16 protein-coding genes are annotated in these 16,376 nt (G+C 58.0%); 12 read left to right on the forward strand and 4 right to left on the reverse strand.

The window, feature by feature from the left end; translation table 11 throughout:
* Positions 1 to 75 precede the first annotated feature (75 nt).
* From A9G06_RS09855 to A9G06_RS09865, 3 genes are all read left to right on the forward strand, one after another.
* On the forward strand, positions 76 to 1,035 hold the full coding sequence (locus tag A9G06_RS09855; protein ID WP_069555110.1) for a helix-turn-helix domain-containing protein: 960 nt from the start codon (positions 76 to 78) through the stop codon (positions 1,033 to 1,035).
* Between the two features lie 65 nt (positions 1,036 to 1,100).
* Positions 1,101 to 1,805, forward strand: coding sequence for a YafY family protein (locus tag A9G06_RS09860; RefSeq protein WP_069555111.1), 705 nt, complete (start codon positions 1,101 to 1,103; stop codon positions 1,803 to 1,805).
* A 66-nt stretch (positions 1,806 to 1,871) separates the two neighbouring features.
* The gene (locus A9G06_RS09865; RefSeq protein WP_069555112.1) at positions 1,872 to 2,249 is read left to right on the forward strand and encodes a VOC family protein; all 378 of its coding nucleotides are present in this window, start codon (positions 1,872 to 1,874) and stop codon (positions 2,247 to 2,249) included.
* Between the two features lie 123 nt (positions 2,250 to 2,372).
* On the opposite strand, the gene gyrB is transcribed toward A9G06_RS09865, so the two are convergent.
* The 4 genes from gyrB to dnaA all read right to left on the reverse strand — a co-directional run bounded on the left by gyrB (position 2,373) and on the right by dnaA (position 8,444).
* Entirely contained in the window at positions 2,373 to 4,784 is a 2,412-nt protein-coding gene (gene gyrB / locus A9G06_RS09870; protein ID WP_005357188.1) for a DNA topoisomerase (ATP-hydrolyzing) subunit B, read from the reverse strand.
* On the reverse strand, positions 4,781 to 5,884 hold the full coding sequence (gene recF, locus A9G06_RS09875; RefSeq protein WP_069555113.1) for a DNA replication/repair protein RecF: 1,104 nt from the start codon (positions 5,882 to 5,884) through the stop codon (positions 4,781 to 4,783). The genes gyrB and recF overlap by 4 nt, the downstream gene beginning before the upstream one ends.
* Before the next feature lie 2 nt (positions 5,885 to 5,886).
* Complete coding sequence (dnaN, locus tag A9G06_RS09880) at positions 5,887 to 6,990, reverse strand: DNA polymerase III subunit beta (protein ID WP_005339306.1); 1,104 nt, start codon at positions 6,988 to 6,990, stop codon at positions 5,887 to 5,889.
* 83 nt (positions 6,991 to 7,073) lie between these two features.
* A complete protein-coding gene (gene dnaA, locus A9G06_RS09885) occupies positions 7,074 to 8,444 on the reverse strand; it encodes a chromosomal replication initiator protein DnaA (RefSeq protein ID WP_042063291.1) in 1,371 nt (456 codons plus the stop codon).
* Positions 8,445 to 8,753: 309 nt separating this feature from the next.
* Here dnaA and A9G06_RS09890 point away from each other — a divergent pair, with 309 nt between their 5' ends.
* From A9G06_RS09890 to A9G06_RS09925, 9 genes are all read left to right on the forward strand, one after another.
* A complete protein-coding gene (locus A9G06_RS09890; protein ID WP_005339308.1) occupies positions 8,754 to 9,512 on the forward strand; it encodes an amino acid ABC transporter substrate-binding protein in 759 nt (252 codons plus the stop codon).
* Entirely contained in the window at positions 9,513 to 10,181 is a 669-nt protein-coding gene (locus A9G06_RS09895) for an amino acid ABC transporter permease (RefSeq protein ID WP_019445518.1), read from the forward strand.
* A gap of 12 nt (positions 10,182 to 10,193) precedes the next feature.
* On the forward strand, positions 10,194 to 10,928 hold the full coding sequence (locus A9G06_RS09900; RefSeq protein WP_069555114.1) for an amino acid ABC transporter ATP-binding protein: 735 nt from the start codon (positions 10,194 to 10,196) through the stop codon (positions 10,926 to 10,928).
* Between the two features lie 270 nt (positions 10,929 to 11,198).
* Complete coding sequence (rpmH, locus tag A9G06_RS09905; protein ID WP_005307156.1) at positions 11,199 to 11,333, forward strand: 50S ribosomal protein L34; 135 nt, start codon at positions 11,199 to 11,201, stop codon at positions 11,331 to 11,333.
* Positions 11,333 to 11,692, forward strand: a complete 360-nt coding sequence (rnpA, locus tag A9G06_RS09910; RefSeq protein ID WP_005342318.1) for a ribonuclease P protein component — start codon at positions 11,333 to 11,335, stop codon at positions 11,690 to 11,692. Before rpmH ends, rnpA begins: the two co-directional genes overlap by 1 nt.
* Positions 11,659 to 11,907: a membrane protein insertion efficiency factor YidD gene (gene yidD / locus A9G06_RS21465; RefSeq protein ID WP_075116235.1), complete on the forward strand. Its 249-nt coding sequence runs from the start codon at positions 11,659 to 11,661 to the stop codon at positions 11,905 to 11,907. Before rnpA ends, yidD begins: the two co-directional genes overlap by 34 nt.
* Before the next feature lie 5 nt (positions 11,908 to 11,912).
* On the forward strand, positions 11,913 to 13,559 hold the full coding sequence (gene yidC, locus A9G06_RS09915; protein WP_069555115.1) for a membrane protein insertase YidC: 1,647 nt from the start codon (positions 11,913 to 11,915) through the stop codon (positions 13,557 to 13,559).
* A gap of 99 nt (positions 13,560 to 13,658) precedes the next feature.
* Positions 13,659 to 15,020 (forward strand): tRNA uridine-5-carboxymethylaminomethyl(34) synthesis GTPase MnmE, encoded by a 1,362-nt coding sequence (mnmE, locus tag A9G06_RS09920; RefSeq protein WP_042063286.1) that lies wholly within the window; start codon positions 13,659 to 13,661, stop codon positions 15,018 to 15,020.
* Between the two features lie 162 nt (positions 15,021 to 15,182).
* A complete protein-coding gene (locus A9G06_RS09925; RefSeq protein WP_069555116.1) occupies positions 15,183 to 16,322 on the forward strand; it encodes a site-specific integrase in 1,140 nt (379 codons plus the stop codon).
* Positions 16,323 to 16,376: the final 54 nt, after the last annotated feature.

The following is a 16,376-nucleotide window of genomic DNA, read 5'->3' on the forward strand; positions in this document are numbered from 1 at the left end:
GCCAGACATGGCCCTTCGGCTTTCACTGCCGAACGCTTATGATGAGTGGTCTGAGCGCAGAGAGGAGCCAACACCATGACCACCCCGATCGTTGCCGTGGTGACCTTCGATCACTTCAGCCCTTTTCACTGCGCCGTCCCCTGCCTCATCTTCGGCGATATCCTGCCGGGCCAGCCGCTGTTCGAGCTCAAGATCTGCTGCGGTGATGGCAACCCTCATTCACACTCGGCGCAAGGCTTCACCATTCAGACTCCCCATGGGCTGGAGGTGCTGGCCGAGGCGGAGATCATCGTTATTCCCTTCTGGCACGACCCCGCGGCACGACCACCAGCAGCGCTGCTCGATGCCCTGATTGCCGCCAGAGCCAGAGGAGCCCGACTGGTCGGGCTCTGTCTCGGCACCTATGTGCTCGCCTACGCCGGGCTGCTCAATGGTCGCAAGGCATCGACCCACTGGGAGTACGAACAGGATTTCTGCCACCGCTTTCCCTGCGTGCAACTCGATACCAACGCCCTCTATGTGGATGACGAGGGGCTGGTCACCTCGGCAGGCACTGCCGCCGGGCTGGACTGCTGCCTCTATCTGGTACGCCAGTACCACGGCTCGGCCATCGCCAACAAGGTGGCGCGGCGGCTGGTGATCCCGCCTCACCGGGAAGGGGGGCAGGCCCAGTTTATCGAGCAGCCAGTACCCGCCTCCACCCGCGATCTCAGGATGAACCAGTTGCTCGACCACCTGCGTGCCCATCTGGCCGAGCCTCACACCCTGGACTCTCTGGCGGCCCATACCCTGATGAGTCGGCGCACCTTTACCCGCCGTTTTCATCAGGCAACCGGCCTCTCGGTGGGTGAATGGCTGCTGGCGGAACGGCTCAGGCGCAGTCAGGAGCTGCTGGAGGTAAGCGGCCATTCCATCGATCGCATTGCCGAGCTGGTCGGCTTCAAAAGTGCCACCTCTCTGCGCAATCACTTTCGTGCCCGCTTTGCCATCTCTCCCAGCGAGTGGCGAAGATCTTTTCGTGGCAACAATGTCTGATGACATCCTCTATACCCGCTCACTCCGCTATGGCAGGCTAACCAGAAATCCCGAGGAGTCATCCCATGTCCCGTTCCGAACGCCTGCTGGCCCTGCTCCAGCTGCTGCGCGGCCACCGTTACGCCATCACTGGCACAGAACTGGCCAGCCAGCTTGGCATCAGCCTGCGCACCCTCTATCGGGATATCGCCACCCTGCAGGCGCAAGGTGCCCATATCGAGGGTGAACCAGGGATCGGCTATGTGCTGCGTCCCGGCTTCATGCTGCCGCCATTGATGTTCAGTGAAGAGGAGCTGGATGCACTGGTGCTGGGGTCGCGTTGGGTCGTCGCCCACGGTGACGAAGCCTTGAGTGCATCGGCCAGCAGTGCGCTGGCCAAGATAGAAGCCGTGCTGCCCGCCGACTATCGCCAGCAGCTCCAGAACAATGCCCTGCTGATCGGCACCTCCCGCAGCGACAACCACACAGATGAAGCCCCGCTGCGCAGCGCCATCCGCAAGCAACGCAAGGTGATCCTGGGCTATCGCGATCTCAAGGATGAGGCCTCTGAGCGCACCGTCTGGCCCTTTGCCCTCGGCTACTTCGAACAGGTACGGGTACTGGTGGCCTGGTGCGAACTGCGTCAGGGCTTTCGCCACTTTCGGGTCGATCGCATTACCCGGATGCAGCCGCAAGATTGCCGCTATCCAAAAAGCAGAGAGAGCCTGCTGAAGGAGTGGCGCGCCACCCAGCAGATCCCGCAGCCGAAATTCATTGCTGACAGAAACTGACAGCAGGTAGCGCCATGCTGACGGGGTCGGCGCCGATGCGCCATCTCATCAGCAAGGAGCATCACCATGTTAGTCCCCCAGTTCACCATCCTCTACGTTACCAATCCGACCCGCAGCGCGCTCTTCTACCGCGAGTTGTTCGGGCGTGAACCAGTGGAGGAGTCACCTACCTTTGCCATGTTCGTATTCGAGTCAGGCGCCAGACTGGCGCTCTGGTCCAGTACCACCGTCGAGCCAGCCGTTACCCAAAGTGCTGGCGCCATGGAACTGGCCTTCTCGCTGCCTGATGAAACCAGTGTCGATTCTGGCTTGTCAGAGTGGCAAGCTCGTGGCCTGACCATCATCCAGCAACCAACCCGGATGGAGTTTGGCTATACCGGCATGGCTGTTGATCCCGATGGCCATCGCCTGCGACTCTACTGCCTGGCACCAGAACTGAGCTGAGTTATAACCATCAACACCAAGCAGTTTCATGTTTCACGTGGAACGTGCCATTTCCCCGCCCCTGAAAATAAAAAAAAGCCGCTCACAGGGAGCGGCTTTTGTATATCGAGCTGATAGCGTCGATTATACGTCGAGGTTGGCCACGCGCAGGGCGTTGGTCTCGATAAAGTCGCGACGGGGCTCAACGGCATCACCCATCAGGGTGGAGAAGAGCTGGTCAGCGCCGACGGCGTCGTCGATGGTGACGCGCAGCATGCGGCGGGCTTCCGGATCCATGGTGGTTTCCCACAGCTGGTCCGGGTTCATCTCACCCAGCCCTTTATAGCGCTGGATGTAGATGCCGCGCTTGCCTTCGCCCATCAGCCACTCGACGGCTTCCACGAAGTTGGCAACCGGTTTGACCTTCTCGCCACGCTTGATGAAACCACCTTCCTCGATCAGGTTGGCGATCTCCTTGCCCAGCGAAACCAACTGACGGTACTCACCGGACTGCAGGAAGTCGTAGCTGAGCGGATATTCGCGATCGACACCGTGCTGACGTACCACGGCGTGCGGCACGTACAGGCTGCGCTCTTCGTCACGACGAACCTGGATCTGGTACTGGATACCGTGGTTGCTCTCGTTGAGCACGGCTTCCATCCCCTGACACCAGGCCAGCAGATCGCTCTCGCTGTTCAGCAGCGCTTCGTTCAACTCCGGCTGATAGATCAGTTGGGTCAGCACGGCTTCCGGCGCACGACGAGACATGCGGGTGATCAGGTGAGTCACCGAGCGGTGCTGGTTGACCAGACGCTCCAGTGCCTCGCCACCGATGGCCGGGGCAGACTCGTTAACGTGCAGGGTAGCACCATCCAGCGCCATGGCGGTCTGGTACTGCAGCAGCGCGTCTTCGTCTTTCAGATACTGCTCCTGCTTGCCCTTCTTCACTTTGTAGAGCGGCGGCTGGGCGATGTAGACGTAGCCACGTTCGATAATTTCCGGCATCTGACGATAGAAGAAGGTCAACAGCAGGGTTCGGATGTGCGCACCATCGACGTCCGCATCGGTCATGATGATGATGTTGTGATAACGCAGCTTGTCCGGATTGTACTCGTCGCGACCGATACCGCAGCCCAGTGCGGTGATCAGGGTGCCCACCTCTTGCGAGGAGATCATCTTGTCGAAACGGGCCTTCTCTACGTTCAGGATCTTGCCCTTGAGCGGCAGGATGGCCTGGTTCTTACGGTTGCGACCCTGCTTGGCGGAACCGCCAGCAGAGTCCCCTTCCACTATGTAGAGTTCGGAGAGAGCCGGGTCTTTTTCCTGACAGTCAGCCAGCTTGCCGGGCAGACCGGCGATATCCAGCGCGCCTTTGCGGCGGGTCAGTTCGCGAGCCTTGCGGGCCGCTTCACGGGCACGGGCCGCATCGATGATCTTGTTGACCACGATCTTGGCATCGCCCGGGTTTTCCAGCAGGAAGTCAGCCAGCTTCTCACCCATCGCCTGTTCAACGGCGGTCTTCACTTCGGAAGAGACCAGCTTGTCTTTGGTCTGAGATGAGAACTTGGGATCCGGCACCTTGACGGAGATAACGGCAATCAGACCTTCACGCACGTCGTCGCCACTGGCGGCAGACTTGGCCTTCTTGCTGTAGTCCTCTTTGTCCATATAGGAGTTCAGAGTACGGGTCAGCGCGGTACGGAAACCAACGAGGTGAGTACCACCATCCCGCTGCGGGATGTTGTTGGTGAAGCAGTAGACCCCTTCCTGATAGGCGTCGTTCCACTGCATCGCCACTTCAACGCCGATACCATCCTGCTCGGTAGTGAAATGGAACACCTTTGGGTGGATCGGGGTCTTGTTCTGGTTCAGGTATTCAACGAATGCCTTGATGCCACCCTCGTAGCAGAAATGCGCCTCGCGGCCATCACGCTCGTCTTGCAGACGGATGGAGACACCGGAGTTGAGGAAGGAGAGCTCACGCAGGCGCTTGGCCAGGATCTCGTAGTGGAACAGGGTATCGCTGAAAATGGCCGGGCTCGGCCAGAAGCGAACTTCGGTACCGGTGCCGGTGCTGTCGCCAATCTGCTTGAGCGGCGCTTGCGGCTCACCCAGATGATAGGTCTGCTCGTAGACGTGGCCGTTACGACGAATGGTCAGCAACAGCTTGTCAGAGAGGGCGTTAACTACCGAGACACCCACGCCATGCAGGCCGCCGGATACCTTGTAGGAGTTGTCATCAAACTTACCGCCAGCGTGCAGCACGGTCATGATGACCTCTGCGGCGGAGCGGCCCTCCTCCTCGTGCATGTCTACCGGGATACCCCGGCCATTGTCACGCACAGAGACAGAACCGTCGGAATGGATCTTGACCAGAATATCGGAGCAGTAGCCAGCGAGCGCCTCGTCAATGGAGTTATCGACGACCTCGAACACCATGTGGTGCAGACCCGAGCCATCATCCGTATCGCCGATATACATCCCCGGGCGCTTGCGGACCGCATCCAGGCCCTTCAGCACCTTGATATTCGAGGAGTCGTAAGTATTTTCACTCATAGCTTACTCTCTGCCTTCTCTAACGTTTCGGAGATTTTACCCTGTTCCACGTGGAACAACTTACAGTCATTCGCATCCATCATGTCTGCGAGCTGACCGGTGTCGATGGCGGTGATAAACACCTGGGACGCACACTGCTTCAGCCTTGCGGCCAGCAAGCGGCGCTTGTCGACATCCAGTTCAGAGGCAAAATCGTCAATTAAAAAAATACAGCCACGGCTGCTATGTTGATTCAAATAGAGCCCTTGGGCCAGTCGCATGGCGCAGACCAGCAACTTCAGCTGACCCCGGGACAAAATATCCTGAGCGGGTACCCCGTTCGCCTTGAGGCGCACATCGGCTTTCTGCGGACCGACACCGGTGTAGCCCAGCGCCCGATCCCGCTCAAACCCCGCCTCCAGCAGTTCGTTGAGGGGGGTATCTTTCTCCCAGCCCCGGTAAAAACCAAGACCGATATCGAATTCCGGCAGAAAATCCGCCGTCATCTCCTTGATCAGGGGCGTAATGGCCTGACAATAACTGGCGCGAAACTCTGCCAGCTCACCACCCAGCCGCACCAATTCCTGATCCCAGAACGCCAGCTGGCGGTACTGGGTGCTCTGGCGCAACAGCGCATTGCGCTGTTTCAGCAGCCGCCGCACTCGTCCCCAGAGAGCAAAGAAGGTCGGCTCCTGATGAAAAACGCCCCAATCGAGCCAGGCCCGGCGAGCCTGAGGCCCGCCCGTCAGCAGGTTGAAGCCATCTGGATGGATCAACTGCACCGGCAACAGCTCCGCCAAATCGGCCAGCCGCTGGGCCTGCGCCCCGGCAATCTTGAGCTGGGTCTCGCCACTCTTGTCTTTGGCAAGACCGATCGGTACCTGACGCCCCTCCAGCTCGCACTGGGCAAACAGGGTAAACGCCCTCTCCCCCTGGCGGATAACCCGCCCGGTCAAATGAGTGCGAAAGGAGCGCCCCAGACCAAGGTAGTGAATGGCTTCCAGCACGCTGGTCTTGCCGCTGCCATTGCACCCGACCAGAATGTTGAGGCCGGGCGACAGCTTGAGACTGGCTTGCTGGATATTGCGAAAGTCGCTGAGCTGGAGTTTGACCAGGGACACGACTAGATCCGCATCGGCATCACCACGTACTGAGCATCCTGATGTTCAAAATCCTCAATAATGGCACTGCTGATGGAATCGCTCAGGCTAATCCGAATTTGGTCACATTTTAACGTATTCAGCACGTCGAGCACATAAGAGACGTTAAAGCCGATCTCCATCTCGCCAGCGGCATATTGTACGTCAAGCAGCTCTTCGGCTTCTTCCTGTTCCGGGTTGTTGGCGGTGATGCGCAGCAGGTTTTCCTGCAGATTGAGACGCACCCCACGGAATTTTTCGTTGGAGAGGATGGCGGCACGGGCAAACGCCTGACGCAGATCCTCGCGACCGGCGATCAGGGCCTTGTCGCTGTTGCGCGGAATGACGCGGCGCCAGTCCGGGAAGCGGCCATCCACCAGCTTGGAGGTGAAGATGAAGCCGTCCAGCGCAGCACGCAGGTTGCTGCGGCCGATCTGCAGACGTACCGGCTTGTCTTCTGCTTCCAGCAGACGCACCAGCTCCAGTACCCCTTTGCGCGGCAGGATAACCTGATGATCGGGCAGCGATTCCCCTACTACCTCGCGGCGGCAGGTGGCCAGACGGTGACCGTCGGTCGCTACGGTACGCAGACCGTGACCTTCACTCTCGAACAGCATGCCGTTCAGGTAGTAACGCACGTCCTGGCTGGCCATGGAGAACTGGGTCGCATCGATCAGCTTCTTCAGCTCCAGCTGGCTGATATCGAACTCGAGCACGGATTCCCAATCCTCGATGTTCGGATACTCGGTCGCCGGCAGGGTCGAGAGGTTGAAGCGGGAGCGACCGGATCGGATGATCAGGCGCTCGCCTTCGGTATTGAGACGGATCTCGGCGCCTTCCGGCAGACCACGGCAGATATCCAGCAGCTTGCGCGCCGGTACTGTGGTGCGGCCATCTTCGCTGGCCCCGTTCAGATAGACCTGACCGATCATCTCTACTTCGAGATCGGTACCGGTCAGTGACAGCAGACCGTTGCTGACATCAAGCAGCACGTTGCCGAGGATCGGCAGGGTCGGTCGGCCGCCGAGGGCGCCGGACACCAGTTGCAGAGGACGTAACAGGGCCTCACGGCTAATTTCGAGCTGCATCTGTGCTCTCCGTTGTGATTAGGAGGAAAAGATTCGGATCAGGTTGGAATATTCGCGCTGCATCTGTCCACTCGATTCCGTTATCAGGAAGAAAGGGTACGGATCAGGTTGGAATAGTCCTCCTTGATGTCGTGACTCTCCTCCTTCAGCTGCTCGATCTTGCGGCAGGCATGAAGAACGGTAGTGTGGTCACGGCCACCAAAGGCATCACCTATCTCCGGCAAACTGTGGTTGGTCAGCTCCTTGGCCAGTGCCATCGCCAGCTGACGCGGACGGGCAACAGAGCGGGAACGCCGCTTGGAGAGCAGATCCGCCAGTTTGATTTTGTAGTACTCCGCCACCGTCTTCTGGATATTGTCGATGGTGACCAGCTTCTCCTGCAGTGCCAACAGATCGCGCAGCGCTTCGCGCACGAAATCGATGTTGATGGCACGACCGGTGAAGTTGGCGTTGGCGATCACCCGGTTGAGGGCACCTTCCAGTTCACGGACGTTGGATCGCAGACGTTTGGCGATGAAGAAGGCCACTTCGTCCGGCAGATGAACCTGGTTCTCGTCGGCCTTGCGCATCAGGATCGCGACGCGGGTCTCCAGCTCCGGTGGTTCGATCGCCACGGTCAGACCCCAGCCGAAGCGGGACTTGAGGCGATCCTCGACACCGTTGATCTCCTTCGGATAGCGATCCGAGGTCAGGATGATCTGCTGGTTACCTTCCAGCAAGGCATTGAAGGTATGGAAGAACTCCTCTTGGGAGCGCTCCTTGTTGGCGAAGAACTGGATATCATCGATGAGCAGGGCATCGACGCTGCGGTAGTAACGCTTGAACTCTTCAATGGCGTTATTTTGCAGCGCTTTCACCATGTCCTGAACAAACCGCTCGGAGTGCATATAGATGACTTTGGCATCTTTTTTACTCTCCTTGATGGCATTGCCAACGGCGTGCAGCAGGTGGGTTTTACCCAAGCCGGTGCCGCCATAGAGGAACAGCGGGTTGTAAGCACCACCCGGATTGTCCGCTACCTGACGGGCAGCCGCACGCGCCAACTGGTTGGACTTACCCTCGACGAAATTCTCGAAGGTATAGTTCACGTTGGTGTTGCTCTTGTGATTCGGCTCTGGCTTGGTTTCAGCCTTGCGTTCCCAGCTCTTCTGCAAGTTATTCACAGGCGCGGCCCCCTGCACTGGCGCTCTGGCGACAGCGACGGGATGGGGACGATTGCCTATATCAAAACGCAGGGTGGGGCCGTCGACCCCATAGAGTTCATTGATGATGCCGTTAACCCGGATGAGATACTTATCTCGTACCCAGTCCAGAACAAAGCGATTCGGTGCATACAGGGTCAGAGTATTGTCACTCAACTCCGCTTGAAGCGGCCGGATCCACATGCTGAATTCTGCCGAGGGCAACTCATCTTGCAGCCGGTTAAGGCACTGCTGCCATAGCGAAGCAGTCACTCTAAACTCCTGTCGATTGATTAACTAAAGACCGGCTATTCTACGTTTTTAGCCGCCGGATCTCCAGCCATCGCCCGGTGGATCCAGCAAATAAGATCCTTGACTTTCAAGGATCCAGCGCCTTTGGATCGGATTTCATCCCCAAAGTTACCCACAGCTTGATCCACCGTCCGGATTGGTCGATCCCGTGCTTCTCTCCTGTTATTTCATATAACCAAATGTCATTTATTTTTTAAATTTTATTCCAATAACATCAGGGCCAAACCAGTTATTACAACTACAAATACAAGACATTGAGAGAGAAACACCATGAAAACATCCATCAAACTGATTTCCGGCGCAGCCATCCTGCTCGCCACCCTGTCCGGTCAGGCCATCGCCCAGGAGACCATCAAGGTCGGCATGTCTGGCAAATATTTCCCGTTCACCTTCGTCAAGCAGGACAAGCTGCAAGGCTTTGAAGTGGATATGTGGAACCAGATCGGCGAGCGCACCGGCTACAAGGTCGAATTCGTGACCGCCAGCTTCTCCGGCCTGTTCGGCATGCTGGAAACCGGCCGCATCGACACCATCTCCAACCAGATCACCATCACCGACGAGCGCAAGGCGAAGTACGACTTCTCCCAGCCTTACGTCTATGACGGCGCCCAGATCGTGGTACGCAAGGGCAACAGCACCATTCATGGCATCAAGGATCTGGAAGGCAAGAAGGTGGCCGTGAACCTGGGTTCCAACTTTGAAGAGCTGCTGCGCAAGAACGACCCGAACAAGAAGATCGACATCCGCACCTATGACTCCGCCTTCGAGCAGGATGTCGCCCTGGGTCGCATCGATGCCTTCGTGATGGACCGCGTCTCCACCGCCCAGCTGATCAAGGAGTCCAAGCTGCCGCTGCAACAGGCTGGCGCACCGTTCGAGACTATCGAGAACGCCCTGCCCTTCCTGAAGACCCCGGAGAAACAGGCGCTGCTGAAGAAGGTCGACGAGGCCCTGACCGCCATGCGCAAGGATGGCTCCCTGCGTCAGATCTCCGAGAAATGGTTCGCTTCCGACATCACCGACAAATAAATGATGGAATTTGACCTCGAATACACGCTGGGGCTGTTTCCCATCCTGCTCAAATACCTGGGCACCACGATGGAGATGGCCCTGTGGGGATTCGTGCTGGCACTCGTACTCTCGCTGGCCCTGGCGATAGTACGGGTGTTTCGCGTCCCCGCGATTCACTGGCTGGCGATGCTCTATATCTCGTTCTTTCGGGGTACACCGCTACTCGTTCAGCTGTTCCTGCTCTACTACGGACTGCCGCAACTGTTCCCGATCTTCGTGGGAATGGATGCCTTTACCGCCGCCATCGTCGGTCTGACCCTGCACTTCGCCGCCTACATGGCCGAGTCGATCCGCGCAGCCATCCTCGGCATTCACAAAAGCCAGATGGAAGCGGCGCTCAGTATCGGCATGAGCCGTTATCAGGCGATGCAGCGGATCATCCTGCCGCAGGCGGCACGTATCGCCACCCCGTCGCTGATGAACTACTTCATCGACATGATCAAGAGCACCTCGCTCGCCTTCACGCTGGGAGTGGCCGAGATAATGGGCAAGGCGCAGATGGAAGCCTCCTCCTCCTTCAAGTTCTTCGAGAGCTTTATGGCGGTGGCGCTGATCTACTGGGTAGTGGTGATCTTCTTTACCCGCTTGCAGCATTTGCTGGAAGTTCGTCTCAACCGTGCCTATTAAAGGAGGGCTCTCATGATCAAGCTAACCGGCCTCTCCAAGGCATATCACGGCAATCAGGTGCTCAACAGCATCGATCTGGAGGTCAAAAAGGGGGAAATTGTCGTCATCATCGGCCCCTCCGGCACCGGCAAGTCAACCCTGTTGCGCTGCCTGAACCTGCTGGAGACCCCGGATGCGGGCACCCTTGCCATCGACGATCTTGAGCTGAATCTGGCCAAGGCCAGCGAACAGCAGGCGATCGAGCTGCGTAAACGGGCCTCCTTCGTGTTCCAAAATTATGCCCTGTTTGCCAACAAGACGGCGCTAGACAACATCGCCGAAGGACTGATCACCGTCTGGAAGCAGCCAAAAGCGGAGGCCCGCGCCACAGCGCTCGGCATCCTCAAGGATATTGGTCTTGCCGACAAGCAGGATGCCTATCCGGCCTCCCTCTCCGGCGGCCAGCAGCAGCGGGTCGGCATTGGCCGCGCCATGGCGGCACACTCCAAGGTGATCCTGTTTGACGAGCCCACCTCGGCCCTCGATCCCGAGTGGGTCGACGAGGTTTTGGGACTGATGAAAGAGTTGGCCCGCCAGCACCAGACCATGGTGGTGGTGACCCATGAGATTGAATTTGCTCGTGATGTTGCCGATCGGGTGATCTTCATGGAAGGGGGGCGGATCGTCGAGCAGGGCCCACCGGATCAGATATTGGTCGATCCCAAGGATCCCCGTACCCGGGAGTTCTTGCGGAAAGTCCTTAAATAGCTCTCTCTTTGGCGGCCTGGCCGCCTTTTTTATTGAGGGATCCCTTGTTTAACCCCGGGTTGCCAGTATAATCCGGAGCCCTTGATCCTCTGGATCCTCACGCTCGGCAGTGGCCCTTTCAAGGCCATGGCAGGATGAGAGGGAACGGCGGATTGACTAAAAGCCGAACTCTGTTTAGAATTCGGCCTCTTTTGCTAGTCGTCACACGCTATAGCTGGCGCGTCGGCTAAGTGTGACAATCAAAACTGTACAGAAATACGGAATCGAATCATGAAACGTACTTTTCAACCGTCCAACCTGAAGCGCAAGCGCTCTCACGGTTTCCGCGCCCGCATGGCAACTGCCAACGGTCGTAAAGTTCTGGCCGCTCGTCGTGCCAAGGGTCGTGCCCGCCTGGTAGTCTAATGCCTACCCAGCACACCTTCTCTCGGGAGTTACGTCTGTTAACTCCCGAACACTTCAAACGCGTTTTCGCCGAGCCTGTCCGGGCCGCCTCTCCGCAGATTACCCTTCTCGCTTCTCCCAATTCGCTCGAACACCCTCGTCTTGGTCTCGCTGTGCCCAAAAAAGCACTCAAGCGTGCCGTTTGGCGTAATCGTGTCAAACGGGTGGTTCGGGAAAGTTTCCGCCTCAAACAACATCAGCTGCCCGCTATCGACATCGTGGTGATCGCCAAGGCCGGTGTGAAAGAGATGGATAACGAGGAACTGTTCAAGTTACTGGAAAAGCTATGGCGCACCCTGTCACGCCGTTGCAATGGGTAGCTATCAAACTGATACGCCTGTATCAGCTAATCATTAGCCCTCTGCTCGGGCCGCGCTGCCGTTTTACCCCGACTTGTTCCCAATTTGCGATAGAAGCCATCCGACTTCACGGTTTCATAAAAGGCGTTTGGTTAGCCAGCAAACGTCTATTAAAATGCCATCCCTTATCCGAGGGTGGTTATGACCCGGTTCCGCAACCAAAGCGAAGAAACTGAAAACTATGGAATCACAACGCAATCTACTCCTGATCGGTTTGCTGTTCGTGAGCTTTCTGCTCTGGCAACAGTGGGAGTCCGACAAGGCTCCGAAGCCGGCCCCGACTACCGTGGCCCAAACCGAACATTTCGTACCTGAAGCCGGTCAGACCGGTGATATTCCTCAGGTTTCCGAGCAAGCCAACGCGACTGCCGCACGCAAGCTGATCACCGTCTCCTCTGACGTGCTCAAGCTGACCCTGGATACCCAGGGTGGTGACGTCGTGTCTGCCGAACTGCTGTCTCACAAACTGGAAGAGGGCAAGGACCAACCGTTCGTGCTGCTGACCAGCCAGCCTGAGCACCTCTATATCGCCCAGAGCGGTCTGGTGGGTCGCAACGGTCCGGACAGTCAGGCCGAAGGTCGTCCTACCTATGAAGCCGTCCAGACCAGCTATCAGCTGGCCGATGGTCAGGATCAAGTCGTCGTTCCGATGACCTGGACCGACAGCAAGGGTGTGGTCTTCACCAAGGAGTTCATCCTCAAGCGTGGCGACTATGCCGTTGGCGTTGATTACAAGATCGACAACAAGTCTACCGAGCCGGTTCAGGTGCAGTTCTATGGTCAGCTGAAGCAGACCGTAGCAACGCCGAAGGATCAGGAAGGTCATGCCATGGTAGCCAGCGCTTACCGTGGTGGTGCCTTCTCCACTGAAGATACCCGCTACAAGAAGTACACCTTCGACGAGATGAAGGATGCCGACCTGAACAAGACCACCAAGGGTGGTTGGGTCGCCATGCTGCAACACTACTTCGTCTCAGCCTGGGCTCCGAATGCCGACGATACCAACAGCTTCTACAGCCGCGTGATCCCGGGTAAAGGCCAGGCCATCATCGGTTACAAGGCGCCGATGGTTGACGTGGCTGCCGGTCAACAGGCCGAAGTGACCAGCAAGCTGTGGGTCGGTCCCAAGCTGCAAGACCAGATGGCCAAGGTGGCTAACCACCTCGACCTGACCGTCGATTACGGCTGGTTGTGGTTCATCGCCCAACCGCTGCACTGGCTGCTGACCGTGTTCCACGGTTTCGTCCAGAACTGGGGTCTGGCCATCATCATGCTGACCCTGCTGGTGCGCGGCATCATGTTCCCGCTGACCAAGGCCCAGTACACCTCCATGGCCAAGATGCGCATGCTGCAACCCAAGATTGCGGCCCTGCGTGAGCGCTTCGGCGATGACCGCCAGAAGATGTCTCAGGGCATGATGGAGCTGTACAAGAAGGAGAAGGTCAACCCGCTGGGTGGCTGCCTGCCGATCCTGGTTCAGATGCCGATCTTCATCGCCCTCTACTGGGCACTAATGGAGTCCGTTGAACTGCGTCACGCGCCGTTTGCCCTGTGGATCACTGACCTGTCAGTGAAGGACCCCTTCTTCGTGCTGCCAATCCTCATGGGTGCCTCCATGTGGTATCTGCAGAAGATGAGCCCGACCACCGTAACCGACCCGATGCAGCAGAAAGTGATGCAGTTCATGCCGATCATCTTCACTTTCATGTTCCTCTGGTTCCCGGCTGGCCTGACTCTCTACTGGCTGGTGAGCAACGTCATCTCCATCATCCAGCAGACCATCATCTATCGTCAGCTGGAGAAGAAAGGACTGCATTCACGCAGCTAATCTTCCCGTGATGACAAAAGAGGCGGCCTTCGGGCCGCCTTTTTTATTACAATGTCTCCCACTACGTTTTCCTATCAGCGAACAAACGAGCCAAGCAAGATGACAACAGATACGATCGTGGCCCAGGCCACCGCGCCAGGCCGTGGTGGCGTCGGCATAGTCCGGGTCTCCGGCCCCGCCGCCGAACAGGTCGCCGGGATAGTGCTCGGCAAGCTCCCGCGGGTGCGCTACGCCGAATATCTGCCGTTCAGGGATGAGCAAGGCCAGGTACTGGATCAGGGCATCGCCCTGCTGTTCAAAGCCCCCAACAGCTTCACCGGCGAGGATGTGCTGGAGCTGCAGGGCCACGGCGGCCCCGTCATCATGGACATGCTGATCCGCCGCATTCTGAAAATCGACGGCATTCGTCCTGCCCGCCCCGGCGAGTTCAGCGAGCGCGCCTTCATCAACGACAAGCTGGATCTGGCCCAGGCCGAAGCTATCGCTGACCTTATTGAAGCCTCCAGCGAACAGGCCGCCCGCAGCGCCATGCACTCCCTGCAGGGGCAGTTCTCCAGCAAAATCCAGCAACTGGTGGAGAGCCTGATCCGGCTGCGCATCTATGTGGAAGCGGCCATCGACTTCCCGGACGAGGAGATCGACTTCCTCTCCGACGGCAAGGTGGCGGGTGACCTCTACGCCATCATGTCCGAGCTGGACGACGTGCGCGGGGAAGCCAAACAGGGAGCTCTGCTGCGGGAAGGGATGAAGGTGGTGATCGCCGGTCGTCCCAACGCTGGCAAATCGAGCCTGCTCAACGCCCTGGCGGGGCGCGAGTCGGCCATCGTCACCGAGATTGCCGGAACCACCCGCGACGTGCTGCGCGAACACATCCACCTCGATGGCATGCCGCTGCACATCATCGACACCGCCGGTCTGCGCGACACCCAGGATAAGGTGGAGCAGATCGGTATCGAACGCGCCTGGGCCGAGATTGAACAGGCCGATCGGGTGCTGTTTATGGTGGATGGCACCACCACAGATGCGGTTGACCCGCGGGAGATCTGGCCGGAATTTGTTGATCGGTTGCCAAAAAACATCGGCCTTACCGTCATTCGCAACAAGGCCGATCTGACAGGCGAGGATCTGGCACCGAGCCAGGAGCAGGGCCACGCCGTCTACCGCATCTCCGCCAAAACCGAGCTGGGGCTGCCCGCCCTGCGCGAGCACCTGAAAGCCTGCATGGGCTTCCAGGGCAACACCGAAGGGGGCTTTATGGCCCGCCGCCGCCATCTGGATGCGCTGGAGCGTGCCGCCGAGCGCCTGCTGGTAGCCAAAGAGCAGCTGGAAGTGTTCGTGGCTGGCGAGCTGGTGGCCGAAGAGTTGCGCCTAGCGCAGGAGTCCCTCTCCGAGATCACCGGCGAATTCAGCTCCGACGATCTGCTGGGCCGCATCTTCTCCAGCTTCTGCATCGGCAAGTAATGTGGTGAAAAATCAGCAATAAAAAGCAGCCAGTTAGAACATAAGACATTGTAAATATTGGACTTTGTTTTTTACTGGCTATTCTTGCCTGATCTTGTTTCGTGAGAATTTACCCCGAGAGTACCCCAACGTAACCTCTTGGGGTACTTTTGGGGGACACTTATGAAGATCAGCATCGAATACCGCGCACCGGACGCCGAAGGCAAGCGCGCTCTGCGCTTAACCTACTACGCCGGCTCCTACCTTGACCCAACCACGGGCATCCGCAAGCACAAACGCAGCAGAGAGACCCTGGATCTCTTCCTGTACGACAAGCCGCGTACCCCAGCACAGCGGCTCCACAACAAAGAAACCCAGCGAGCAGCCGAAGCCATCCGCGCCAAGCGACTCTTCGAGTACGAGACTGGTAAACACCATCTGGATTTCTCGAACGCCTACAAGGCCAGCTTCTTCGAGTACTTCCAAGAGGTTACAGACCAAAAAGCGGCAGGCAGCAAGAGCAACCATTCCATCTGGATATCAGCCCTCAAGCATTTACGCCAGTACCATAAGCTGCCGGAGCTGACTTTCGAGGAAGTAGATCAGCTGTTCCTGGAGGGATTTCGGCATTACCTGATGCACAAGGCCCGCACCAAAAGCGGCACACCATTGAGCCGCAACACCCAGAGTGCCTATTTCAACAAGTTAAGGGCGGCCCTGAACCAGGCGGAGCAGGAACGGCTGCTACCGGATAATCCGGTACGACGTGTCAAAGCTATCCAGGGGGAGAAGAACAAACGGGTTTACCTGACCGAAGAAGAGGTACGAGCCTTGGCCCAGGCCGAGTGCCGGTACGACGTTCTTAAGCGCGCCTTTCTGTTCTCTTGTTGCACTGGCTTGCGCTGGTCCGACATTCACAAGCTGACCTGGGCCGAGCTTGAGCCCTTCTATGGCCATTACCGTATCGTCTTCACCCAGAAAAAGACCAGCGGCCTGCAATACCTGGATTTGAATGACATGGCGATGCAGCTGATGGGGCGCCTAGGCAAGGCAACAGAGCGGATCTTCAAGGGCCTCAAGTACTCGGCTTGGCACAACATGGAGCTCACCCGGTGGGCGTTGCTGGCGGGTATAACCAAGAAGGTAACCTTCCACAGCGCGCGTCATACCTTCGCCGTCATCCAGCTTAACCGCGGCGTCGATATCTATGCCCTCTCCCGCTTGCTGGGGCACAGTGAGCTGAGAACCACCGAGATCTACGCCGACATTCTTGAATCGCGGCGCCGAGATGCCATGCTCGATTTCCCCAATGTCTTGGGGTGATAGAAGCACCCTCGACAAGATCATGGCCAGGAAGAGCCAACAAATAGGCCAGCG

This window comes from Aeromonas sp. DNP9, from assembly GCF_001728955.1.
Taxonomy (GTDB): domain Bacteria; phylum Pseudomonadota; class Gammaproteobacteria; order Enterobacterales; family Aeromonadaceae; genus Aeromonas; species Aeromonas veronii.